The organism is Nostoc sp. FACHB-133, assembly GCF_014698055.1.
Taxonomy (GTDB): domain Bacteria; phylum Cyanobacteriota; class Cyanobacteriia; order Cyanobacteriales; family Nostocaceae; genus Nostoc.
Map to the genome: position 1 here is coordinate 1 of NZ_JACJSH010000052.1, position 24,485 is coordinate 24,485.

20 protein-coding genes are annotated in these 24,485 nt (G+C 42.3%); 5 read left to right on the forward strand and 15 right to left on the reverse strand.

What is annotated here, in order from left to right; genetic code table 11:
* From H6G86_RS29120 to H6G86_RS29130, 3 genes are all read left to right on the forward strand, one after another.
* A partial coding sequence (locus H6G86_RS29120) for a sensor histidine kinase (protein ID WP_190937219.1) occupies window positions 1-1,228 on the forward strand: 1,228 nt, incomplete at its 5' end.
* A gap of 179 nt (window positions 1,229-1,407) precedes the next feature.
* Complete coding sequence (locus H6G86_RS29125) at window positions 1,408-1,578, forward strand: hypothetical protein (protein WP_190937220.1); 171 nt, start codon at window positions 1,408-1,410, stop codon at window positions 1,576-1,578.
* Between the two features lie 398 nt (window positions 1,579-1,976).
* Complete coding sequence (locus H6G86_RS29130) at window positions 1,977-2,174, forward strand: NblA/ycf18 family protein (protein WP_190937221.1); 198 nt, start codon at window positions 1,977-1,979, stop codon at window positions 2,172-2,174.
* A gap of 162 nt (window positions 2,175-2,336) precedes the next feature.
* Here H6G86_RS29130 and H6G86_RS29135 read toward each other — a convergent pair whose 3' ends face one another.
* The 14 genes from H6G86_RS29135 to H6G86_RS29200 form a co-directional block, all read right to left on the reverse strand.
* On the reverse strand, window positions 2,337-2,519 hold the full coding sequence (locus H6G86_RS29135) for a hypothetical protein (RefSeq protein WP_190937222.1): 183 nt from the start codon (window positions 2,517-2,519) through the stop codon (window positions 2,337-2,339).
* 163 nt (window positions 2,520-2,682) lie between these two features.
* Window positions 2,683-11,682: a choice-of-anchor L domain-containing protein gene (locus H6G86_RS29140; protein WP_190937223.1), complete on the reverse strand. Its 9,000-nt coding sequence runs from the start codon at window positions 11,680-11,682 to the stop codon at window positions 2,683-2,685.
* A 363-nt stretch (window positions 11,683-12,045) separates the two neighbouring features.
* Window positions 12,046-15,258 (reverse strand): plasmid replication protein, CyRepA1 family, encoded by a 3,213-nt coding sequence (locus H6G86_RS29145; protein ID WP_190937224.1) that lies wholly within the window; start codon window positions 15,256-15,258, stop codon window positions 12,046-12,048.
* Window positions 15,259-15,373: 115 nt separating this feature from the next.
* Window positions 15,374-15,619 (reverse strand): alpha-ketoglutarate-dependent dioxygenase AlkB, encoded by a 246-nt coding sequence (locus tag H6G86_RS29150; protein ID WP_313931484.1) that lies wholly within the window; start codon window positions 15,617-15,619, stop codon window positions 15,374-15,376.
* Window positions 15,620-15,660: 41 nt separating this feature from the next.
* Window positions 15,661-16,131 carry an alpha-ketoglutarate-dependent dioxygenase AlkB family protein gene (locus H6G86_RS29155; RefSeq protein ID WP_190937225.1) on the reverse strand — a complete coding sequence of 157 codons (471 nt, stop codon included), beginning with the start codon at window positions 16,129-16,131 and terminating at the stop codon, window positions 15,661-15,663.
* A gap of 45 nt (window positions 16,132-16,176) precedes the next feature.
* On the reverse strand, window positions 16,177-16,935 hold the full coding sequence (locus tag H6G86_RS29160) for a hypothetical protein (RefSeq protein WP_190937226.1): 759 nt from the start codon (window positions 16,933-16,935) through the stop codon (window positions 16,177-16,179).
* A 26-nt stretch (window positions 16,936-16,961) separates the two neighbouring features.
* Window positions 16,962-17,420, reverse strand: a complete 459-nt coding sequence (locus tag H6G86_RS29165; RefSeq protein WP_190937227.1) for a DUF1392 domain-containing protein — start codon at window positions 17,418-17,420, stop codon at window positions 16,962-16,964.
* Window positions 17,417-17,815, reverse strand: coding sequence for a MerR family transcriptional regulator (locus tag H6G86_RS29170; RefSeq protein WP_242065024.1), 399 nt, complete (start codon window positions 17,813-17,815; stop codon window positions 17,417-17,419). The genes H6G86_RS29165 and H6G86_RS29170 overlap by 4 nt, the downstream gene beginning before the upstream one ends.
* On the reverse strand, window positions 17,812-18,045 hold the full coding sequence (locus H6G86_RS29175) for a hypothetical protein (RefSeq protein WP_190937228.1): 234 nt from the start codon (window positions 18,043-18,045) through the stop codon (window positions 17,812-17,814). The genes H6G86_RS29170 and H6G86_RS29175 overlap by 4 nt, the downstream gene beginning before the upstream one ends.
* Before the next feature lie 66 nt (window positions 18,046-18,111).
* Window positions 18,112-18,963, reverse strand: coding sequence for a hypothetical protein (locus tag H6G86_RS29180; RefSeq protein ID WP_190937229.1), 852 nt, complete (start codon window positions 18,961-18,963; stop codon window positions 18,112-18,114).
* A gap of 127 nt (window positions 18,964-19,090) precedes the next feature.
* Window positions 19,091-19,480 carry a hypothetical protein gene (locus H6G86_RS38960; protein WP_242065025.1) on the reverse strand — a complete coding sequence of 130 codons (390 nt, stop codon included), beginning with the start codon at window positions 19,478-19,480 and terminating at the stop codon, window positions 19,091-19,093.
* A gap of 25 nt (window positions 19,481-19,505) precedes the next feature.
* Window positions 19,506-19,706 carry a hypothetical protein gene (locus H6G86_RS29190; protein WP_190937230.1) on the reverse strand — a complete coding sequence of 67 codons (201 nt, stop codon included), beginning with the start codon at window positions 19,704-19,706 and terminating at the stop codon, window positions 19,506-19,508.
* On the reverse strand, window positions 19,699-20,025 hold the full coding sequence (locus H6G86_RS29195) for a hypothetical protein (protein ID WP_190937231.1): 327 nt from the start codon (window positions 20,023-20,025) through the stop codon (window positions 19,699-19,701). Before H6G86_RS29195 ends, H6G86_RS29190 begins: the two co-directional genes overlap by 8 nt.
* Window positions 20,026-20,209: 184 nt before the next feature.
* Entirely contained in the window at window positions 20,210-21,025 is an 816-nt protein-coding gene (locus tag H6G86_RS29200; RefSeq protein WP_190937232.1) for a hypothetical protein, read from the reverse strand.
* A gap of 166 nt (window positions 21,026-21,191) precedes the next feature.
* On the opposite strand from H6G86_RS29200, the gene H6G86_RS29205 reads away from it, so the two are divergent.
* Together H6G86_RS29205 and H6G86_RS29210 are read left to right on the forward strand one after the other, a co-directional pair.
* Complete coding sequence (locus H6G86_RS29205) at window positions 21,192-21,407, forward strand: helix-turn-helix domain-containing protein (RefSeq protein ID WP_229467018.1); 216 nt, start codon at window positions 21,192-21,194, stop codon at window positions 21,405-21,407.
* 146 nt (window positions 21,408-21,553) lie between these two features.
* On the forward strand, window positions 21,554-22,477 hold the full coding sequence (locus tag H6G86_RS29210; protein ID WP_190937233.1) for a hypothetical protein: 924 nt from the start codon (window positions 21,554-21,556) through the stop codon (window positions 22,475-22,477).
* A gap of 355 nt (window positions 22,478-22,832) precedes the next feature.
* On the opposite strand, the gene H6G86_RS29215 is transcribed toward H6G86_RS29210, so the two are convergent.
* Window positions 22,833-24,449: a hybrid sensor histidine kinase/response regulator gene (locus H6G86_RS29215; protein ID WP_190937234.1), complete on the reverse strand. Its 1,617-nt coding sequence runs from the start codon at window positions 24,447-24,449 to the stop codon at window positions 22,833-22,835.
* Window positions 24,450-24,485 lie beyond the last annotated feature (36 nt).

Consider the following 24,485-nt stretch of genomic DNA (forward strand, 5'->3'; position numbering starts at 1 on the left):
TTTGACAAATTTTTCTGCGGCAATGACATCGGCAGAATCAGCACGACGAGGATACATATTTTGGGGAAGTAAACAAGATTTAAAGCGTTATCAAAATGAAATAATAAATATACAATCTCAACTCGGGCTATTAAAACAACAAATACATTCTAGTTTTAAACAGCAACAGAAATTTACACAGATGAACTCGTTAGTTAATGAAAGATTAATGCTTTTGAAGCAATCAATAGAACTTTATCAAAAAGATAAAACAGCATTAGAAGCACAAACTAATATTACTACTCGTAGTGTTAAGCTTCGGCAAGAAATCTTGCGTATAATAGCAGATATTCAAACTGAAGAACAACGCTATTTACAAAGTTCTCTAGAAGAATCTGAGAACAGCATTCACTTGAGAATTCTAATGGAAATACTGGGTACTATTTTAAGTGTTATAGTAATTGTTAGTTTATGTATTATTCTTGATCAACAATGGATCAAAGTCCAAAAAATTGAGTCTTTAGAATTTTCACTAGCGCAACAAAAAGAATTTGGAGAATTAAAAATCCGCTTGTTTTCGATGATTTCTCATGAATTTCGTACACCTTTAAGCATCATTTTGCTATCATCTCAATTATTGCAAGAGATTCTTGAGGAATTGGTAGATGAGAAGCAGTTAAAAAATCTTTATCGGATTCAGTCTTCAGCCAAATTAATGAATCATCTGCTGACAGATATATTGACCTTAACAAGATCGGAAGCGGGGAAGTTAGATTACAAACCTCAATTAATTAACCTAGAAAATTTCTGCTTAAATTTAGTAGAAGATTTACAACTTTTTGGTACTACCCCACATTTAATAGACTTTAGAAATGATGGCCAGTGTTTTCGAGCTAATCTAGATGAAAAACTGCTGTATTCCATCCTTAGTAACTTACTTTTAAATGCTATTAAGTACTCATCTCCTGAAAGTAAGATATACTTGGTTTTAAACTCAGAATCAGAGGCTGTATTGTTTCAAGTAATAGACCAGGGAATAGGTATTCCAACAACAGAACAAGAAAAGATTTACGAGCCTTTCTATCGAGGTCAAAATGTGAATAATATTGTTGGTACCGGACTAGGTTTAGCAGTTGTTAAAAAATGTGTAGAAAGACATACTGGAGAAATTTATTTAGAAAGTAAAGTAGGAGTTGGAACTACATTTACTGTTAAAATTCCTCATAAAAATATCGTAATATCCGCCTAAATACTTAAAGCTATTGTTAGCAAGATTAGAATATTTCATCCCTTCATTTGAGCGCGATCGCCCTGTTGTTAGTTACTGATATCATGACATCCAAAAAACTTGTGATATTGGTGATCGCACTTATTAAAACTATTCGAGAATAATAAGAAACGACTTATCAAAATGCTAGCTTTTAAGCAGTGAATCGCTGGCAGCAATTCCTAGAACTTCGGGTAAGTCATAGTGAAGAATTAATCAGCGTCCCATTCCTTACACAAATTAAGAAGAAGTACAGTCTAGAACGCCTAAAAAAGCTAACTGATAGTGATGCTTTAGCAATTTACGCCAACTGGTGTAAATCGCGTGAATAGAAATAGGCATTATTTTAAGCTATTAGTTGAGCAAATTTGTCATCTCTACATTATCAAACTCCAGCATCACGCCTCGACGCTCACCACTCTTGCTCAAAGGAATAATTCTATTGCCCATCTCTTCTTTTGAGCGATGGCGCTGTTTCGCCCGGCCTAGGCGATCGCCAGCCGCAAGCAGAGGTTAAAAATGCTTTTCAAAACCTCTTAGTAAGAAACTTTAGAGCTTAGGTTTTTACTTGGGTTGCCACAATGGAGTGATATCAAGGTTTTCAGCAGTAGAGACGGTATTTCTAACCTACGCCTGTACGGTTTACACCCCTTCATCTTTTGTAAAGCTATCGTAACATTTATTTATATAAAACAATATTTGCTTAACTTAGCAAACTCAAATAAAAGCTATGAACCAACCCATTGAATTATCTTTAGAACAAGAATTCAGCCTTAGAACTTTCTCTGATCAAGTGCAGCAGATGTCCCGTGAACAAGCTCAAGAGTTTTTGCAGATGCTGTACAAGCAGATGATGATAAGGGAAACGACTTATCAAGAATTGCTCAAACATCAGTGGGAACTTGATTCCGGTTCAATCTTGGGCTAAAACAAACTTGTTCCGGTCATCTTTAAGCGAGTCAGAAGATAACGAACACAAAATTGTCTTTTTCAAGGGCAAGGCAATAGAGATTATTTGCTCCAAACTGGAAAACTGCTTGCATAACCGACTCACAGTAACAGTTTTGATGGAACAGTGAACTACTGTTACCTACACCGCCACCAACCAATCGCACACCACAGACCTACACTCGCTCCCAAAGTTAACCCAAACCTGCCACTGCCCCAGATAGCCATTCCAGTAAGGCTCCCCATCAGCAACACCGATAGCTTTGCCGATTGTGGAGACTAACTGATTGTAGAAGGAGCCAGCGCTGTCTAGCTCAAGGTGCATTTTCAGCCTTTTTTGCCATTCTTGCAAAGCGAATATGAGTTGCTCCACACCTTGGACATTGCATAGCGATGTCTACGACGGGCTACGCCTACGCTCGAATTCATACTTCAATTATGCAACGCTGATTTTTTCCCTCCAGGTTGAAACCTGCCGATAAAAATGGCTAAATAATACTTAATTTAACTCCTACAATTACATCATTGAAATCTTTATCCCCACCATTTGCTACATCCTCAAAGCCAAAAACGTTATTCCCTAACAAGCGAATGTGATCCGCTTTATCAGTGTTAGCTCCCAAGAATGAGAAGTAAACGGCGGGATCATTATTGGGATTGCTATCAAGTAAAGCATCAGGTCTATCATTAGCAATAATAAATGGTGCAAAAATCGAACCAGGCTGGAAAGTTCCTGTGTAAGTCGCCGTACCTTGGTTATTAACTGTCAGATCAATGCCTGCAACACGACCACGAACTGCTGCTTCACTATAACCAGTTTGTCCAGTAAAAATATCTGCTTTGCCATCTTTATTAGTATCAATACCACCAGTTTCATCAGTTACCTGATAGAAGCCGATGAAATTATTGAAAACTGCTTCTCTGTTGACAACAAAATCAGCTTTTACCTGTTGCCTTACATCTCTCAAATCAATCAATTCGCCTTGTGGCTGACTTTGCAAATTTGTGCCTAAAGGTAAGGTTTCATTTGTAGATTGAATCTTTACTACCAAATCTTTAAAGTCAGTAGTGCTACTACCGAATCCATCCTTCCAATCTAGAGAAAACCCATCATCGCCCAAGTCTGTAATCTTTTGCGTTGAAGCATCAGCAAATAACATATCTGCAATAGAAGTGGCTCCAGTTCGCACAGAATCAGTAGTACTATTTTTTACCAAATAGAATTTCAATCTATCGCCAGAATTCAATTTCAGTAAACTTGTAAGATTGTTGGCATCAAATCCGTTAGGGGCGTTGGCAATAGTAGAGAAAATTATCTTAGCTCGTTCTAAAGCTGCTTGGGCGTAACCTGTTGTACCTGGTTTAATACCATTAATGTTGCCATTAGCATCGTCAACAATAAATACTCCCAATTCATTAAGGAAATTGGAATTGTGCCCTGTAAGAGTAACTTTCAGTATTGCTTGGTCACTATTACCTTTGATGGTAAAGATATCATTGTCAACATTCTTGGTTAACAGTTTCTCATTATCAGTATTCCTTGTTAAGAGGGGGTCATTGTCAGTAATGCTCACATTGATAGAGTCTGCAATACCGTTATATTTAGCATCGCTGCTGCTCACTGTATTCTGGATGATGTCGCCATGATTGCCTTCTACAATTGCATCATCTACTGCAACTACCGTCACATTTTGCGCTATATTCCAGTTCCGTGAGGTGAAGGTGAGAGTTTTGACACTGGGTCTAATTTGCCTGCCGTTATTGATAGTAATAATGACATCAGCAGTGGGTTGGGTAGTAAGTACCACAGAGTAACTGTCAGTTGCACCACCTTCAGTAACTTTGGTACTTCCATCAGTCTGGGTAATAATTGCACCTGCATCAATAATAGTCCCCTTGGCTGTACCATTAGGGTTGATGATTGCACCATTGGTAGGTTTGCTTAAACCGACAGTGAAAGTTTCATTTCCTTCAAATAAGGAGTCTGGAATTGTCTCAACCGTAAAGGTTTTTTGAGTTTCTCCCGGTTTAAAGATAATAGTTTCAGCTTTCGCTCTAAAATCACGTTCGCTAGCTGTATCTCTTGTACCAATAGATGTGGCGAGAGTAATACTTTGGTCAATTTGAGCATCCCCTGTACGAGTGATGGTGAAAGTAATAGGATTTCCTTCTGTTGCTGAGGCTGAAGAAATTGCAAATACAGGTGCTGGCTCATCGTTGTCTCTAATAGCAACCTTCACGTCAGAAATTGGCAGTTCATTATAAGCAGAGTCACTACTATTGACCTTGAAAGAGATAATACCTGTGTGATTTCCTTCAACAAGAGTATCGTCCACTGCTTTGACAGTAACAGTCTGCGCGATTAAGGCATTTCCAGGTGTAAAGGTCAAAGTCGTTGGATTGTTTGCCCCTTGGCCTAAATCAAGCTGTTTATCTGGAGTCAGAGTAACAGTAACGTTATCTTTGGGAATGGTCTTCAGCACGAATGTAAAAGTATCTGTTGTGCCTCCTTCTGCAACAACCAAATCTTTACCAGTGTCAACCCTCACACTACCGGGAAGATTATTAGGATCAACCGTCCCCAAAGTAGCAGCCTTCAAGAAGATAGCAGAGTCTAGCAAACCATCGCGGACATCTTTAACATTAAGGATCAAGCTATTTTTGGCATTGGTTATAGTCGGGCCAGCGAAAGTTAGAACTTTGGTATAACCATCAAGTCTAGTTTGTTCAGTGGCTGGGCCTGTTCCAGAGGGGTTGTAGATAAAGTCTGGATGATAACCAAAGGGAGTGGGAGCCAAGTTGTTAATCGTGACTGCTTCATCGTCGCTTAATAAAGCTAGATCCAAACCGTTCAACTTCAGGCTGAACAGGTCATTAAAGTCACTACCGCCAAATTCCACAAACTCCTCTGAGGCAAAAGCAAACTGGAAGTAAATCAGTGGTGCAGTGTCATCAGCCACAAAGTCGATTTGCATGGAGATGTTGTCATCGGCGGCCCCTGGTGTACCAAAATCTGTGCTGAGATCGTTCAGTCCAGCGAAAGAGCGATTGGAAACAGAAATATCACCTGCTGCTACCTCTCCATTGTCGCCAACTTCCCCAAGGTAAAGATACAGGGGTTGTCCTGAAGCAATAGATGATTTGAGGTCAAATCCTACCTTGCCAGTGTCACCCAAGCTGACAAATCCTGTTGCAGTGGGGCCAATGGTACTGTTAGCATCAAAACTTGTCAGTTTTGCGATCGCATTGTTGATATATCCATTGGTAGTCCCAAATAGATTTGCATTGGTTGGATTCGTTGGTGGACGTTGCTCTCCTGGAATAAAGGTAGTTCCTGCCGGACTAAAATCAAATACATCTAAGCCAACTAAGCTGGCAGCATCTGCTGCTGAATTTACAAGGGTGTGACTAAGTTTAATTGCATCTAGGTCGAAACCAGTAAATCTGCCATTGCTTCCTGCTAGAACACCACCATCACCAATAGTTAAGGAACTCAAATCAAATCCCAAATTGGAGAGGTCTGCCACATAAACAGCCGTCTCAGCAGGGGAACCACCTGTTACTCCAGGCAGCTTCGTCAACTGGATTGGAACACTAGTACCAGGTGAAAAGTCACCGTCAGCTGTATTGCCACCAGCCAAATCTTTGACTTTGCCTGTACTTAAAACTATCCCAGAACCTAAGCCAAAGGGGTCATTTTGGAACGTACCAAAAGCTCTAGTATCTCCAGTTAGCTTGACATTGAAGTTAGAAAGTCCAGTGGTTATACCTGTGAGAGTATCTAGTAACCCAAAACCGTTACCGCTATTTTGAGTAACAGTAAAGGCTGGTATAAGCGCTTCCGCTATGTTTAGGTTTAGGGTATTCGCTGTGATGTTATCTGTTAGAGACTCGATAGCGTTAGTTTCTACAGGTAGAGCCTTCAAACTCATAACGCTATTAGCCGAAACAGCACCAGTATTACTATCGACGTACCTAACATAACTAGCATTCAGGTCAAATTTAGAAAATCCTTGGACAAAGCCGATTAATTCATCCGCGCTAGTTCTAGAACCGCGTAGGAAAATCTGTGTGCCAGTGCGTATCTCTTTGAGAATGTAATCTCCAGACTTACCATGCAGTTGAATGATGTCGCCTTCATCGGGATTAAAATCGGTAATCTGTCCCTGGTTATTAAACCCAGATGTTAGAGGATTTTCATCATCGTAGTAAACCTCCCTTGCATCCCCTAGCCAGAATTCATCTTTCCCTGTGCCACCTGTCAAGCTATCAATTTCGTTACCAGAGCCAGGAGAAACTCCTAATTTTACCCCAATTAAGATGTCATTGTTGGCACTACCAAATAAAGAATCACTGCCTTTATTACCAATCAAGCTGTCATCTCCATCATTGCCGATGAGGGTGTCTGCTCCATTACCACCCACAAGTTGATCGGCTTTACTCGTGCCGATGACGTTCAACCGTTCAATATTACTAAAAGTCACCCGATCTAGTAGGGTGTTGCCACTGCTAGTTATATTGCGGTAAATCTCGCCGCCATTAGTGCCATTGAAGAAAGACTGGATGCCTGAACCAACATCCCCAACAGAGTAATCGACAATTAACAGGTCATCATCACCACTACTACTGCCGCCATCTACTGTATCAAGACCCAGGCCAGAATTAATAGTGTCATTGCCACCGCCTGTACTAAAGTTGTTATCTAACTTGCCAAGTTGAGTCAGTTGGTCTTTGCCAAAACCTGTTTTAATGTCTCGGAAAGCTTCAAATTGGGTAATGACACTGCCATCTGATAAGGTTAATAGTTGATTGGGATTCTCTTCTCCAGGATTGAGGCTGACTAGAGTAATATTATCTGCTTTACCTGAGAGATCAATTGAGAGCGTATCAATTCCCGCGCCGCCGTTCAAAACAATGAAACTATTGCCAGGTGTGCCAGAAAACGCTAAATTTGCGTCGTTTTGATCTTTAACAAAATCATTGCCATCATCTGCCAAAATTACGTTGCTACCTCGACCGCCAGCAATGATATCATTCCCCGCACCGCCCAAAATTACATCGTCATCAGCACCCCCAAAGATTTGATCCGCTTTGCTAGTGCCTGTAACTTTCAAGCGTTCGATATTTTTGAAATTAACCGCATCTTGAACGGGAGGATTAGTACCGGAACCTCTAGAAAATGAGTTAGTGGGGTTAGCAAAATTACTGAAGCCGCCTATAACACCAGTGCCGAAATCATTACGGGAATAATCAATGATTAAGCGATCGCTTCCACTACCCCCATCAACAACATCAGTACCAAAGTTACTTAGACCGGGATTGATGTCATTATTACCAGCATCTCCAGTTAAAATATCGGCAAAATCAGACCCCAGTAAGTTCTCAACGGTGGATGAAATAACAGTCTGAGCGAATGTATCTCCTTGACCATGACCACCCGTATTTACTGCACCAGGTAGCAGACTGACATTTACCCCTCCTGGCGATTCACTATAGTCAGCCCAGTCAATACTTGTTCCACCATCCAAAAAGTCAGCACCTGCACCACCAATTAAAGTATCGTTACCATCATTGCCTTTTAGGGTATCATTACCACTTTCTCCTCGGAGAATGTTACTACCAATATCACCTTCTAAGGTATCGGCAAAGTTGGAGCCTTGCAGATTTTCTATGGAGTTGATGCTTAAAGGCTCATCATCTTTATTTCGCAAAGAGAGCAATTTATCACCAGAAGCACCACCATCAGTATTGCCATCTTCCTCTACTAGATGTACCTCAACTCCCTGGGTGGCACGAATATAAGAAACCCAGTCATTACCAGTACCGCCGTCTAAAGTATCATCTCCAGGGCCAGCAGTGAGAATATCATCCCCATTCAAACCGGACACATGACCGTCTTGATCGCCAGCGACGAGAATATCGTTATAGATTGAACCTTGAAGATTTTCAACATTAAAGATTTTGTCACCATTGGCTTCACCTCCAAACCCTCGATTTTTAGGCAAGCTACTCAAAACTTTATCTATGGGGGAAACAAAAGCCACATTACTGTTAGAGATATTGACGTAGACTCCTGCCATAGATGCGATGTAGGTGATTGTATCTTCATCATCTCCTCCATCGATATAGTCGGCTCCGGCTCCACTCAGTAACACGTCGTCACCCTCAAGACCAATTAATGTATCGTTACCTTGGTCGCCTACTAGGACGTTATCATCATCTGAGCCTGTGATGGAGTCGTTTTTGCTTGACCCAACAATATTTTGAATATGAATCAGGATATCTTGTGTACCGTAGCCATCATTGTTAACTTTGCCTTGAGTAAGGTTGACCACAATCCCATTAGGTGCATCGCTGTAATCAGCTGTATTTTTGTCTTCGCTATCAAGCAAGCCAACTTCTCCACCATCGAGGGTATCGTTACCAGCACCACCTAAGAGGAAGTCATCACCTTCACCAGTTGTAATGTTGTCATCTCCTGCGCCACCTGTAACTTGACCATTGGCTTCTACATTGTTAATGAAAGTGATGGTATCATTCCCTTCGCCAGCACTGACAATGACCAATTTGACATTTGCATACTGCTTCGGCTGCGGGTCTAAACCTTGTACCTCAACTATCTCGTCACTGCTACCATCATCATTCACACCACCAGAGATGTGTTCAACAATGATGATGTCATTATTATCTGTACCCGTGCGGTCAACAATCCCTGCCCCTGCTAACTGCTTGGCTATAGGTGAATCGGGATCGGGTTGCTTATCAATAACGTTATAGTGTTCCGATTCCTCACCCGCGCAAGGATTACCACCGAAGTCTTCCGCAGTAAAGCTAACCAACTTAATGGTCGCTAGATTCAGGCGTTTACTAAAGCTGAAGAAGCCAAAATCTAGAGTTATTTGGCCAAAGATAATTGCATCTAACTCACCACTAGGACTAAACAGACAAAAGGGATTACCGCCATTGTCAATAACGTTAGCGATATCACTGCTACGAATTTTGTAATCGTTGTCAGAATTACCCAAGTCAAAGAACACAGTCAGACCAATCCCACCACCCAAGGCTGCTTTTATAAACTCCAGGTCTAAAGCGGCGGCGGCATCCAACTCACCACCCAATGTTAGGTTGTGATCGCGATCGCCATCACCATCTTTATCGCTGATTGGTCTACCTGCAAAAAAGCCGTTGAGTAGCTTACTAGCATCAGCAAAGCCTCCCTTACGGAAGTCGATTAAACCTTGAGTGTCATAACCTACAGAGATTGCTGCACCCGCGCTCACACCACCACTTATTTGTAATCCCAAAGGCCCAAAGATAGGAATAGTTGGAGGTGTAAAGGTGTATTTAAAGGCTAATGTGGGTGAATCGTAGCGGAATAAATCTACCTGTTGACCCAGCAAAATCTGAAAGACAGAACTGGGGTCAGCCAAGATGGGAAATAGCTGCTTGATACTGTTTGTATCTTCATCAGCCAGAGATTGTAAACTTTGAGCAGCTAAGGCTGGATTATTGTCAACAAACTGTGCTGATTCTTTAAAGACAGAGGAATCTTGAATGTTAGTAACGAGGTCGATGAGTGCATTAATAAAGGGTGTAACATCTCCATTCCCAGAGGAGGATACCTGATTTAGAGGGTCTGTAAATTTAGTAATATTGGGTGTAACTTTGCTGTTGTCACTCACATCATCCGTGCGGACATCTGTACCAGTAAGGTCAAAGTCTCCTAAATCTAAAAACAGGCTATCTGCACTTGTAGGGAAACTGTCAATAACATTGACAATTTTGACTGCAATTTTGACAAATTCAAAAGTTTCTGGGTCAATCGTGCCGGAACCAAACAGCCCACTGTTGACAACCTTCTCAGCAATATCTAACAAGGAAGCCCTAATTACTGGCAATGGGGTTGTTAGGGTATTGATAATGGGTTTGAAGGGGTTGGTGATTGTTTGCAAGTCTGTAAATACTGACTTGAAAAACCCACTAACTAAGGAACCAAAATTCAGTTTTGCATCGGTAAACTTGACAATTGGTGCTGGAACGCTGGGGTTATCACTATTAAACTGCAAATCTAGTAAGTCAAAATTGGCTGTAATACTAGGCAGTGGGCCGTTAAGCGATTCACCAGTGTTGGAGTCGCTGATACCTGTATCTATAAATAACTTCAGGTCTGCATCAACAGTAAGTGCGTCAGCATCAATGTCTATGGTGTCGAGATTGTTGAAGCGGATTTTACCTTGAGCATCACCGCCTTTGAGGTCAGCCGCAAAATCAGCCGTCAGCGCACTTCCCTGGTCGGTAGCCTCAATGTGAAGAAACCCTAAAGTCCCATCAAGAGTAAGAGGGTTATTACTCCCATCAACTAATTTACCCTGAAAATGAGCTTGAAATTCCTTAGCAACTGAAGTGTCTAAAAAGATGGCATTTTGGTCATTGCTGAAATTGTCTACCCCAAAACCTACACCCAAACTAATGTCTAAATCAGCGCTCAATCCACCGCTAACATCTAAACCTAAATTGGGTAGACCGAGGTTTTTATCTAGGGAAATATTAGGGTGAGCAACTGTACCAATGTTGAGTTTGAAGGCAATACTGCTATTATCCTGGATGACCTGAATATCATTAATAGTAACTACACTATCTGGATCGTCAGAATCTAACAGTAAATTCGTGCTACTTAAAGCGTTAAATAGTGCTTGCTGAATGGCTGCAACGGTATTTTCTTGACCTTTGCCCAATTCAGTCACAACTTTATTTTTAACATCATCAATAAAAGTATTGATACTAGCTTTCAGGTCTAGTTTATTGCCTATTAGTGGCAAGTCACCAGTAGAGGGAATATTATCATTGATGATGGATTTAATTTTGTCAAATAGAGCATCTACTTTAGCAGGTAAAAATTGCAGGTTGCTGGCGGGATCTATATCTGCTTCTGCCGCTAATGTTTTACCATTGACTTTAATACTAATAGCATCATTAGCTTGCTGGAATTGTTGTAATTCTTGCTCACTGACAGCACGCCCTTGTACTAATTTGGCAAAGATTTTGCCTTCGTCACCTTGGGTATCAATTGTATTAATTTTGGCATCAATAAAATGACCAATCTCTTCTAAAAGAACATCTTTAAATAAACTAGGATTATTGGCTTTTTCGGCGACAAAATCTGCTGAGATATAGATTGTATTCGTGATTTGGGCAAAAGCAGCTCTTGCTCCCCCTAAGTCACTAGCTGAGAGAATTTTTATGGTGGGGAATTGAGAAAAGTTACCTGCTGCCCATTGATGATGTAATGCCTCTAGCTTTTTGGTGTTGAAGTTGTTCCCAAAAGCTACTGTAGTTGCTTGGCGAAATCCAGTGCTAGAGGCAAAGTCAATTATAGTTGGCAAAATTGATGATACTAACGTATCGTTGCTCACGTTATTTGATAAGCCTACTTGTGCGAGATTATCAGTAGAGGAACCATGAATCGATATGTATTTATGTTTGCTCATTAATAATTATCCTGTTGTAAGTTAGAATACTTCGCCTATTTATCGGTATTGAGATAGAGCAAACCTATGATTTTACACGCTTGTTTTTGGCAAACGGCAAAAAAGTAAGTCAATAAAGGAGCAGATTTGATGAGATTGGATAAAAATGAGCGATGCCTACATCAGTATAAACTTGTACTAAAAACTACTTTTAGTAAATTTTAATTAAGTATTTATCACATGCGATACCGTGATATCACATATTTGCTGGGCTGGTCAACCGCATTCTCACTTAGGACAAAGAATTGTTTCATGCTGACAAAACTCCATACAAAATAACCGACTCACAGTAACTATTTTGATGGAACAGTGAACTACTGTGGCCTACACCACCAACCAATCGCACACCACAGACCTACACTCGCTCCCAAACTTAACCCAAACCTGCCACTGCCCCAGGTATGCGTTCCAGTAAGGCTCCCCATCAGCAACTCCAACAGCCTCGCCAACTTTTGAGACTAACTCACTGTAGAAGGAACCAGCGCTATTTAGCCCAAGCTGCATTTTCACCATCAGCCCCTTCCATCCAAGAATCGCGATATTTTCTGGGGTATGTGGTGCTGTGTCACTGAGTGATGTTGTGTCAGTTACTGGTGTAGTTGTACTTATATTATTCGTGACTGACACCGATTCCCTTGAAAACGCTTCATCCCGATTTAACCACTGCCCAAAAATTGAATTACGCTGATCATCAGGGGCAACAAACCGATAAACGCACTCCCGATTTTCACGCTTACCCAACCGGCCAACGTAATCCAACTTCAAATCAATCTTGGCAAGTAGTTTCTGTGCGATCACCACCGGGGTCAGTTTTTCAGAAATAGAAACATTCAGGTAATTTTTGATAACGTGCCGATGCGTTACAGCCAGTGCCTTAAACTCCAGCATCTTCTCATCAGACCCCCGCAACTGAACGTCTGGCGTGAGAAACTGCAACAGATTCAGATTTTCCAGTAACAAAACAGCAGGCAATAGCTGCCCCTTGTTAAAATCCGGCTTCCAAATCGAATTCTCTCCCACCTCTAACTGCGCTGCTGCCCGTTTCGCATCACGGTTGGTCAAAAACTCTCGCCCCAGCGTCAAATAGTAGTGCATTCTCAGTTGAGGATACCACCCGTCGTCATCTTTCTCGACCAAATCAGGGGTTACATCAATTTCGTAACGGCGAGACAATTCCGCCTTGCGCTGCTGGTGTCGTTCAGTTTTGGTTTTGGCACGTTTATCTTGCAGTTTTTTCAGTTCAGCCCCAGAGAGTTCATCAGCTTGCGCGATCGCTTCACACTCCGCAGCATACAATTCAACAGACGCGGCTTTAACCGACTCAATTACAGCCCCACTCTCATCATCAACATCGTCAGCATCAATAACGGTGTATCCATCCTCGACCAAACCCGCAAGCACCGATTCTCGATAACGCCGCATTTCAACGTTAATCACAGAACCACGCTTACCCCAAGTCTGCAATGACTCTGGCTGAAAATTCTGGTCAACGTAGCTGTAATCATCATTATCCGCCGCCGACAACAGCGCAATGTTCGCTTGTGTTGCGACGTGCTGACTTCTGAGCAATCCTCCAATGGTAGTGGAACCATTACCCACAACCGACATCCCCCATTCTCTCACCCAAATGTGGCGGTCAACTGTTTCCCGTAGCCGCGCCAACATCTGCCGCACAGAGTTAACCGGCTGGACTCCCTGAAAAATCCCCCAAACACCATCAAAATGTCCTCGAATGTCGATGGATACCCCAGTTTCCAGGCTGGGAGAAGCGATAACCAAATCATACTGGGTAAGAATTTCATTCAGGTGAGCGATACAACCAAACGCCGGATGTGATGGGTCAGCAACGGATTCGCTGTCAATCCGCAGGATTCGCAATTCTGGGTATTTACGACGGAACCGTTCTTCAAGTGCCTGGGTTCCCCACTTAGATTTAGCCTTTTGAGCAGAGCAGCACAATAGATGATGCCCTTCTTTGGGAATCGCCTTATCCAATGCTGCAATCAAATTCTTCGGGTTACTGCCAGAGTAGTTGTAACAGTTTCCAGCGACATGGCGATAGTTGTTGACGATGACGAAGGGATTGACACGATATTCACCAGCAAGTGATAAAACATACTTCACATCTGTGTCGGAAACATCAGCACTAGATAGGTAAATCTTTCCCTGACTGCTGCCCAAAACATTCTGCACTAACTGCTTGAGGTTTTTGAGAACAGATACCCGACGCTTTTGCACTTCAGTACCAGAGTTGAGAAGATGCCAGAATACTTGGTCGCATTCATCAATAATAATTACATCGTTCGCCCAGTCATTGGGGTTGAATCGCGCCTGACTTTCTTGATGCAGCGAATCGACGCACACCCCATATCCCAACAATGTGCCTGTTTCATTGGTGCGGACTTCAGTAACATAGTTAACACCGAAGCGATTACACAGTGCCTCGCCCAGTTGAATCCGATGGGTGATGATTAGTACCCTTCGCCCAAGGTCATGTGCTTTTGCCACTTCAGTTGCAAGCCATTCGGTTTTACCAGTACCTTTGGGAGCCTTGAGGATAATCAGTTTTTCGCCAACGGGTACGAGAAGCTGACCGAGAAATCGTTGGTTAAGTGCGATCGCAGGCGGGTAAGTCAGCAGAGTAAACAGCTTAATCTCCCATAATTCCAGTGCAACAGCCGTATTGTAGAGTGCGTCAAAAGCTTCCCGCCCTTTGGCAACAATAAAATCATCAACCCCTTTTTCTGCCCTCAATGGTAAATCAATCACCCGCAGCGAACAACCCTCATTTACAAGCAGCCGTCCCATGCGGCTGATGGCGGTTCTGACTCGCTGGACTGTCTCAGGTTTATTGTCCTGGTCAAAGCAGATGTTAACCTGCCTCCCCTCTGTTGCAAAGTGTTTGAGGTCGGGGATGAGGTATGGTTTACCATTCGCTGTACCATATTCATCAGTAGGTGTGCGGTATCCAGCGTTAACACCAGGAATTGCGATCGCTGCATAACCCGCAGTCAACAATGCCCCCGCTTTCTTGACACCTTCCACGATTGTCACTGGTACATTATGCTTCCATACCCAGTGCCAGAAACCGCCAGGGTGCTGCAAGTCTTCTTCGGTGATGGGAATGCCACTACGGTTAGAGACTTTCACCCAAATACGATTCGGGACTAAGAGGAAGAAAGCGCGTGTCTCTTCTCGAAATGGATGCTCGTACTTGATGAACTTGTGGATCTTCTGGCGATCTCTTCGGGGATGGTCGGGTTTGAAACAGCCCCACATCATCAGAACGTAGTTGTTGAGAGGGTCAACGCCATTGCACCACCAGCCGCCTAACTCAATGTGCTGGTATTTCTTCAAATCGCGATCGCGTAATCGTCCATCATTGCGGCGGGAGATTTTAGGACTGTAGAGCAAGTATTCGTAGGGTAAAGTCCCAGACAGCGATCGCACATTCAGAGCAATGATTTCTTCGTCAACTCCGCTGCCTCGCCATTCTTGTAAATGTTTGAAGTGAGAATCAGATTCGATTATACGCATATTTCCTCTGTTTTTTGACGCATGGAAATGAAGCGGCATTGCACCCATGCCGCCGATTAAAATTGAAGTGAAGAGCTTGTGCTGGCTATGAAATCCTCAATAGCCAGCTACAGCGTTATCTCCCGCCTCCCGTGTGTGGTCGGAAGGTCAAATTAATTCGGGTACTAACGACTTTGTTGGTTTTAGGAACCTGGTGCAGATGAGTGGACTGACAACCGGAGTGCATCACAAGCAAACTGCCGTGTTCCAGCCAGAAGTCAGTGAATTTGCCATTTCTCGGTTTGATTTGGAATTTGCGACATGAACCCAGGCTTACCGATGCGATTGCAGGGGGGAGCGATGCGATTTTGTTAGATCCCACTTTAATTCTCAGTTACAGAGCTATATTCTCAATAAAAACAGTTATTTGGCTGCGATCGCACCCTTAAATAGGTGATTTAGAACCTTAATTTTAAGCACCTCACAAAATCGCATTGCTCCCATTGCAGGGTTAGATCCCATCGATCGTTCGTTGTCTGCGTGCCAACCAATCGAATCCTGTCCACTGCGGTATTGATTTCCGATGACGATACGGAATTTGTAACCAGTTAGCGCAGTGATTCTGTCCCGCAAGTAAGCGAGTTTTTCTGTCCAAGTCAGGGGTTTCAAAAATACGCTGTTTGAGTAAAGATAGTCACAGCCTTTATCACCGTACAGGCATTCCAGGCGGGGGACAGGCATTGTTTTACCCGCGATCCTGATTTGGTTCTGCTGCCACTCCAGTTTCAAACAGTGTTGGTAAAGTTCATTGGCTTGTTCAAAGCTTAAGAAATCGGGGTAATAAGTGACTGGTAAGACTGGGGTTGATTCAGCAAATAAATTGAGTTGTTGCATGGTACTTTTCTCCAATTAAAGAAAGTATTCTGAAGACAATTGCTGTTAGTTTTGACCAGTAGAGAAAACCTCAATCAACACACTTTCTGGATACAAACCAACTTTTCCAAAACGTGGGTCATGAATGCGTTCTATTTCTATTCCTTGCTTACGGCACAATGCACTTGCCTTTCTACCTTTAGAACCCGCTTCTTTAACCGATATTTCTAAACCTTGAAGATTAGCGAAACCAACAACACTATATTTATGACCGCATGGTGTATTCACTCTGTCCTGCTCAACTTCAACTGCTTTGAGTCTCGCCAAGATTTGAGTTTGTTGCTGTTGTTGCTCCAATAAATATTGTTCTTGCTGTGCCATCTGTTGGGCGATCGCAGCGAGTAACTGTATTTGTGTCATCGCTGTTTCGGAAGGATTAGTAGGTTTATTCCAGCCCAATTTATCTTGAATCCACGCACGAATGCCGATGGTGTTGAATGAACGGCATACCAATCTGGCTTGTTTAGTGCAGTATCTACCAGCTTCGTAAGCGTAGTACTCTAAGATAATTGCGATCGCAGTGTCGGGAATACCACTGGTTCTCCAGTCGGTTAGGTTCGCGGCATCAAAGCTTTGCTGCATAAGCATTTGAGCCAGTTTAGAGGGTTCCAGGTTCGCGCTCTCTAATGCTTTCCCGATAGCTTTATCACTAACCCCAGCAAGCCTTGCAGTTGCCCGAAGGCTAGCTTTCGCTTGACCATTAGCGTCAACTTCAATCTCTTGTTTTATCTGTCCGATGATTTCGACGATTTCAATTTGTGACATAACTTTAGTTGTGTGATTAGAGAAAATTAAAGATTTACCCGCACCAAACTTTTCTCACCAACTAATGAGAAACGATTCGATATAGTCGGTATCTTAATTAACGTTGGTGACATCAATTCAACAAGGTAAAACCAAGAATTATGCACCAGCGCAATCCCCAAAATCAGCCGTTGCTTTGTTCCTTTGTCGTGAGAACAAAGAATCACTTTTTCGCCCAGAACGAAGGCAGGTTTTTGCACTTTGATGACTTCTAATTCTCCAGTTCCGATGATTTGGTTCTGTGTGGCATGGAGTATTTCATTACGGCAATCAATTGAATAAATCCAACATTCGTGTTTCCATTGCATCCCACAGCAGTAACCGAATGTTCTTGTTGTGCGGAGAAAAACTCTCTCCAGTAAATTAACTGCAATCGGTGGAATTGTTTCGCGCCAAGGTGGAGAGAGATACCAGCTTGTTTGAAGTGCATTAATGTGGTCAATCATGCTTTTCTCCCCAATAAGTAATTAATGGCTTCGGTATCGAGAGCAGCAATACGTTTTTTAATTGATTGTGGGGGATTGTCAAAAAACTGTTTTAGATGCCATCTCCGAATTTGGTAATGTCTTGCAGAGCGTCTTGTAGCTTTGAGCCATCCTCTTTTTACCCACCTTGTGACAGTTGAGAAATTCAATTGAAGAACTTGGGCAATTTCTTTACAAGAATAGTTATCAAGAGTGGGACGTGCGGAATAACCTAAGCTATTTAATTTCAGATAAATTGCAATCGGTGTGCGTTGATATCCTCGCCTTTTTAAACTTGAGGCTATTTGTTTGATTGTATATACTTCAGCTTTTGCCTCAATAATTGCTAATTCTTCATCACTCCATTTGATATTCATCCGATTACCTCCTTCTCTGAAGAGATAGAATTGGTGTCTGCCTGTCCTTGTACAATCCGAGCGCTAATAAATTCAAAGTCAATTTGAAAAATGTTCATGTCTGTGACCATTTCTCCAGCGTTGTAGCGGTCTACTATGTGCTGCTTGATTGCTGATTTATTTAGCCCATCAGGGATATCAATATGGGCTTCACTAGTAATTTTTTCGACTACTGTAACGATGACTTTCATGGGTAATTCCTGTTTGATTAATTCAGGATTCAGAAATAAAACTTCTTCTGAACCCTGACTTCTGATTTACACCGCTCCGGCTTTTGTAGCTTGCACCTGTTTCATCCATGCGCTGATTGCAGTTAACTCATCTGCACCGCTAGCAACAGCATCAACAACCTGCTTTTGATACGAAGACTCGGCATGATTAGGATATTCACACTTGTTTGAAGCCCAAGCCAAACACATGGTTTTGATTAGTTCATTAATTTGGTTAATATTAAGTAAACTTGGGCGGTCAACATCCTGGAATTGCAACCACTCTTTGACCAAATCAAGTGGATAATCAAGCAAAGTGCGGATATTTTTGATTCGTAAGTCTTGGGGATGTACTGGTTGAGGGACTACACTGAGTTTTGCTGGAGCAACTGGGGTTTCTGCTATAGATGGGATAGTTGAAGATGTGCCACCTAATAAAATTTGAATGTCACGAATGATAGTTGCACAATCAGCATTTTTATTCCATTCTCTTTCAATTCTGCTTTTAGTTACTGCATCATAAAGATTACAGAAAACCGTATTTTTTTCACCAGCAGTAGCAGCAATAATCAGTGGTTTATCAAAATCTTGGACTAAAGAAGCGGCTAGGAGAAAGCTTTTGGTAAAATTGGTTTCAATACCAGTCCTGATAACATAAAGTTCATCAGCACTTATGAGAATATCCAATTTCAGGTTGTCTTTACCTTGGAATTCTTTAGTTGTCAATCGTAGTTCTAACAAGTATCCAGTTAATGCTCTTTGGGTAACAGGAATTTTCTTATTCTGGCTGATATTTAATTTGTACCAAACGTAAGATTCTCCATCTACCTCGCCCTGATTAACATATAAATAAATGGGTTCAGGTGGGTTGCATAAACCTAGTTTTATTTCAGCAATCATGTTTCACCTCGGTTAAGTTTCATTGATTGGTAGTCTGTGTGTAATAATGAGAATTCTGTAGTGGGAATTAACTTACCGTAGTAGCAATCGTCTGAATATTGGCTACATTCAGACGATTGCTTTTGTACTAATTAGAAACCTCTTGATTCCGAGCTAACTCCCATTGCAGATAGGTGAGCGCAGTTTGAGCATCGGCAATGTTTAAATCAGGTTGATATCCCTCGTTCAGTAGTTGTTTGTAATCTGGGTGTGCAGCAATTTCAGATATCAGGGTTTGCGCTTGTTCAACTAAGTAGTGCAGATTTGGGTTAGACATTTCAATGCCAAGCCTGGAACATAAATCTTCTGCTTTCACCCCCATAATTCCTGGCTCAATCTCCGTTTCTAACTCTTCAAGCAGAGATTGAAAATCAGGGTGTTCATCGTTGATTTCGACCTCAAATAAATCTGCACTCTTTGTAACGACGGTTGCCCAATCGGGTAAAGTCTGTGGAATGCTATTAGCGTAAAGTTTCATGATTGTATCCTCTGGGATTAATAACTTAAAAATCCTCGGCAATTTCCAACAAAAAGCCGCGTCCCGTGTTCTGTACTTGCACCAGTTCTTTATCCAGCAGGGTTTGAATGACTGAATCGGAGAATTGGAATTGCAAACGGTGCAATGGAACACAGCCACCGCAAAGTTGAAGTAAACGCAGCAAGTGCTTGGCTCTAGCCTCAAAGTTATCTGTAGAATTAGCCATTGTTTGCACCTTGAGTTAATACAGTTAACTGTCGGTTGAGAATGTTTATCTGCTGTTGATAAAAGTCAATCTCTGCGGTAATTTGCTGAAATAATTCTTCTGGTGTGAGCGGTTTAATTTGATCCTCTTTCAAGTACAATATTTCATCAGAATTCTTGTTAGGCATCAGAGCATAACGCCAACCATCATCAAATTGTTCAGCCAACTCTGTACCCGATGGGTAGTAGTAAAGTCCGAGAATCGTGCCTTGTTCTGTACGCTGTTCCAAAGTAAAGCGAGGGTAGTCCCAGTGTTGGGGAATGGATATTGTGGGTTTCATAGATTTAATTGGGGATTGGTGAATGAAGGGAAAATGAGAGAAGAATTCAGGAGCCAGAATTCAGAAGTCAGAATTTCGGGAAGAGGTGGGAAAAAGAGGAGAAAGGAAGTCAGATTTTATTAACTCCTGCACCCTACTCTTTGTTTTTTTACTGACTCCTGACTCCTGGATTCTGACTACTGAATTACGCTGTTACTAACTCCGCTTTTTCCAGCAGCCGTTGCAATTTATTGCCAGTTAGCTGCTCTAACGGTTGCTCTAAAAAATATTCATCAAAAATGGATTTACTATCACAAGACACATCCACCATCGACAGCGATGTCTGCGACGGGCAAAGCCTACGCACTGCATCATAGACCGAGTTAGAATACTGCTGCCGACCTGAATAACCCAGAATCACCCACCAGTTCCCGTCAGTGCAGCCGACTTGCCCCAGTTTCACGCCATTGTTGTTGTAAATGCCATCATCGAGAATTTCAAACCCATAATTCTGGCACTCGTTGAAGATATGCACCATGATTTGGTTTTCGGTCGTGGGGGGTGTTGCTTCTTCTTCCTGCACTGGCAGTGTACCGTCTTTATAGTGAGTGCAGATGAAGCGATCGCAACGCATTAAAGTATTGGCACGAAATACTTCTTTACCGTTGACCATGACTACCCAGTGTTGCGTTAAATGGTTGTCGTCATGGCTGATGCTGGCTATGAGTTGATTACCAGCGTAATATTCGTGATGGTCAAACGAGATTTCGACTATTGTGAGGAGTTCGGGAGCTACAACTTGGGCTTGGTCAGCAATGTAGCTGTCGAGTTCGGCTTGGGCTATGGCTTGGTTGTCAACCTTTTGAAGCTGGGTGGATTGGTGGGTGATGATTGCGTTTACCCAGGTTTCAGTCGCTCTTTTGTCCCCGGCGGGTGTAACGCCTAATTCAATGGCGATTCTTTTGAGGCGGGGGAGATTATAGCGGGAGAGGGCTTGTTGTGTATACCTTACATGGGTCATAATGAAGTTTCCTTATTATTAGGGACAGAGAAAGCGCTCTAGATTCGCAGTCGGGGGCGCTTTTTCTATATTTATTATGCGTGAAAAAGTTCACGCTGTCAACTAGTTCACATGAAGAAAGTCATGGTAAGATAATGCTATGAATTAGTGCATGGGAGAAATTTACGTGTCTAGGATTGCAAAACTCAGAGAGGAAAAGAATTTGACTCAAAGGCAGATAGCGGAGGCGCTGGGGCTTGATGTCTCGACGGTTCGCAACTGGGAAAAAAGCCGTGATGGAGTCAAAATGTTCGTTCGAGTTGCAAAACTTTGTGAGTTACTAAATTGTGAGCCAAAAGACCTTTATGAAGCTGTAGAGCCTGAAGAAGATGCTGAATTATGAATGCGTTCATCTTCTTGCTATGCTTTCACCGTCTCTCAATAAGCAATGCCTGCGGCAGGCTAAGTCTAAACAGTTGCCAGTTACATCCAACATTTACGTTGCCATCAACTTAAAGCAAGTAGCATCGGATTAAAGGAGGTGGAAGTATGAACCAACCACCTTCTAGAAGACGCAACAAAGCTACCCCTGCCGCATCTGATGACAGCACATTATCAAATGACCTTGCAGAAGAGGATATCTCTCAGCAAGAAGACCCAGCCTCAGCAACAATCACCGTTACTGCTGTTGAAGTTCCCGAATTAACCGAGCAAGAAATTAGCGATCGCCTGCACCTAGAGAGGAAAGTGGAGAGGGCTTTCTTTGAGGCGGGTAAAGCATTAATGGAATTACGCGATCGCAAGTTATATCGCTCTACTCACAAAACCTTTGAGGAGTATTGCCGCGATCGCTTTGGCCATAATCGTCGTCAGTCTTATCTTCTAATGGATGCAGCAGTAATATTTGATAACTTAGAGCAAAAATGTGATCGTTCCGATCACATTTTGCCGACGAATGAGTGGCAAATCAGGCCACTGTCCAAGCTTGACCCGGATATTCAGCCCGAAGCATGGGAGCAAGCTGTAGAGTCTGCTAATGGGAAAGTACCATCTCATCGCATCGTCAAAGATGCGGTGCAGCGAATAATGGAACGTACTCAAGCACCTAACACCTATCAATTAGGCGAGGTATGCCAAATCTTAGCCAAAGACAACCCCGAACTCAGGGGCAAGGGTGGCTGCTGGGGTATCGTAAGCCAAGCGAATAATTTTAGCTGCACTGTGAGAATGTGGGATAGCGAGTACACGGTTGGTTTGCAGCACCTCAAATCTTACAACTACCTGCCTTCCGAGTGTGAGCAGATGTGGGAGATTTGCGATCGCATCAATCGGGTGTATTCGAGTGGGCTGGAGGAATCGGTGCAGAGGTTTTTGGAGTCGTTGGGAAAGCTGAATCGGGCTTATTTGACGGCGTTGGAAGAGAAATTGTTGAGGGTCTTAGAATCAGAACACGGCGACGAGATAATCCGCTAAACAATTTTGGCAATTTGTGACTTGAAGAAGATTTTGGACAGCTTTTGTCAGGAGAAGTTGGACAAGTTGTAAGCTGAAATACCTAAAACTTCGTTAAGGCATTAATCCAGCGATCACTTTTTTTGGAGAAAGAAAATGGACATAGTAACAAAAATGGGAGAAGAACATAGACGCAAGTCCATATAAATACTACTCCCAGGCAACTTTTCCCTTAAACTTGGATAACTTACCCACGTTGCGTAGCTTGCCGCCGTTCGCGTAGCGTCTCGTAGAGAAGGCATCGCTTGCTGCTGTAAGGATCACTAGCTGTTTACGTATCTTAACAATATATCCAGAAAATCTTTTGATTAAGCAGTTAGTCCTCAACAAGTGCTGCAATTGCAGCTACTAATTTTGAGGGGTCGGCTGGTTTAGTGATATGAAGTTGAAATCCAGCGGTTAAAACCTGTTTTTGTGTAGTTTCTGCGGCGTAAGCAGTTAGAGCGATAGCGGGAATCTGTCCACCTTGATTAGCAGGCATTGCTCGTAATTTTTTGATTAAAGCGTAGCCATCAACTTCTGGCATACCCAAATCGCTCAACAGTAGGTCTGGTTTTGACTGTGCAATTAGAGCGAGTGCTTCGTTGGCGGATGCTGCGCTCATCACGATTGCTCCGTTTTCTTCCAATAGGAAGGCAAGAAACTCACGGGTATCAGCATCATCATCCACAATTAACAAGCGTACCCCTTCTAGTGGAGCATGGAGCATACAGAATGGATAGGAATCGTCAGAGATATTCTGATCTTCAATTTTGAATTCTAGACTCTGTTGAAGCATTGGTAGGCAAACTGTAAATGTCGCGCCTTGTCCCTCACCAGGGCTTTGTGCCCAAACTCTACCACCATGCAACTCGACAAGTTGGCGCACAATCGCCAAACCAAGTCCTAATCCGCCATAACTTCGGCTTGTACTACTATCTGCCTGACGGAAATACTCGAATACGTGTGGCAGAAAATCAGGATTAATACCTTTACCCGTATCAATGATTCTGAGTTGTATCTGAGAATCAATCTGTTCTAAGTAGACTTCGACTTTTCCACCGGCTGGTGTGAATTTAATGGCGTTAGAGAGTAAATTCCAAACAACTTGTTGAAGACGACTACCATCACCTTTAACTTGTCCAATTTTTATATCTAGATCAAGATTAATTTGAATAGACTTTGCTTCTGCTGCCAAATGCACTGTCTCTAAGGCAGCTTCAATAATAAAAGCAAGATCAACAGTTTCTAAATTAAGTGCTAGCTTGCCTCGAAGAATGCGGGAGATATCCAACAGGTCTTCAATCAACTGAGCCTGGAGTACAGCATTGCGTTCGATTGTCTCAAGGGCACGCACAGTAGTAGCTTCGTTTAATGAGCGGTTTTTCAGTAGCTTTGCCCAACCCAAAATTGGATTAAGAGGGGAACGAAGTTCATGAGAAACAATTGCCAAAAATTCATCTTTGATGCGGTTTGCTACTTCAGCAGCTTCTTGGGCTTTCTGGCGTTCTTCCGCTACTGCTAGTGCTTGATCTCGTAAGTTTTTATATTCCTGAACTCGAAAAGTTAAATCTGTGAAATCCTCAATTGAGAAAAGGGCATAAAACCTATTTCCGTCCATTGCAGGCACAGCAGTTACAGTTGTCTGCTGAATACGATATTTATTTTGAGATAGCGGTATAGGAATAACATATTTATGCAATTGAGAAGAAAAGATTGCAGGAGGGCCGCCTTGAAAAATTTGCTCTAAGCGACTACTATAACGAGACTGATTTAAATGAGGAAAATATTCAAGAATTGAATTTCCTAAAATTTTACTTCGGGAAATTTTTGTCCATTCCTCCAAGCAGCAGTTCCAGAATAAAACAATGTAATCTGACTGTAGAACGAAAGCTCCTAAAGGAATTTTATCTAAAAGGCTAAATTGTTCATGAGCTTTTTCTATGATATTCATTATTTCATCGTCAGGATTTGAGCAGAAGATTTAAAT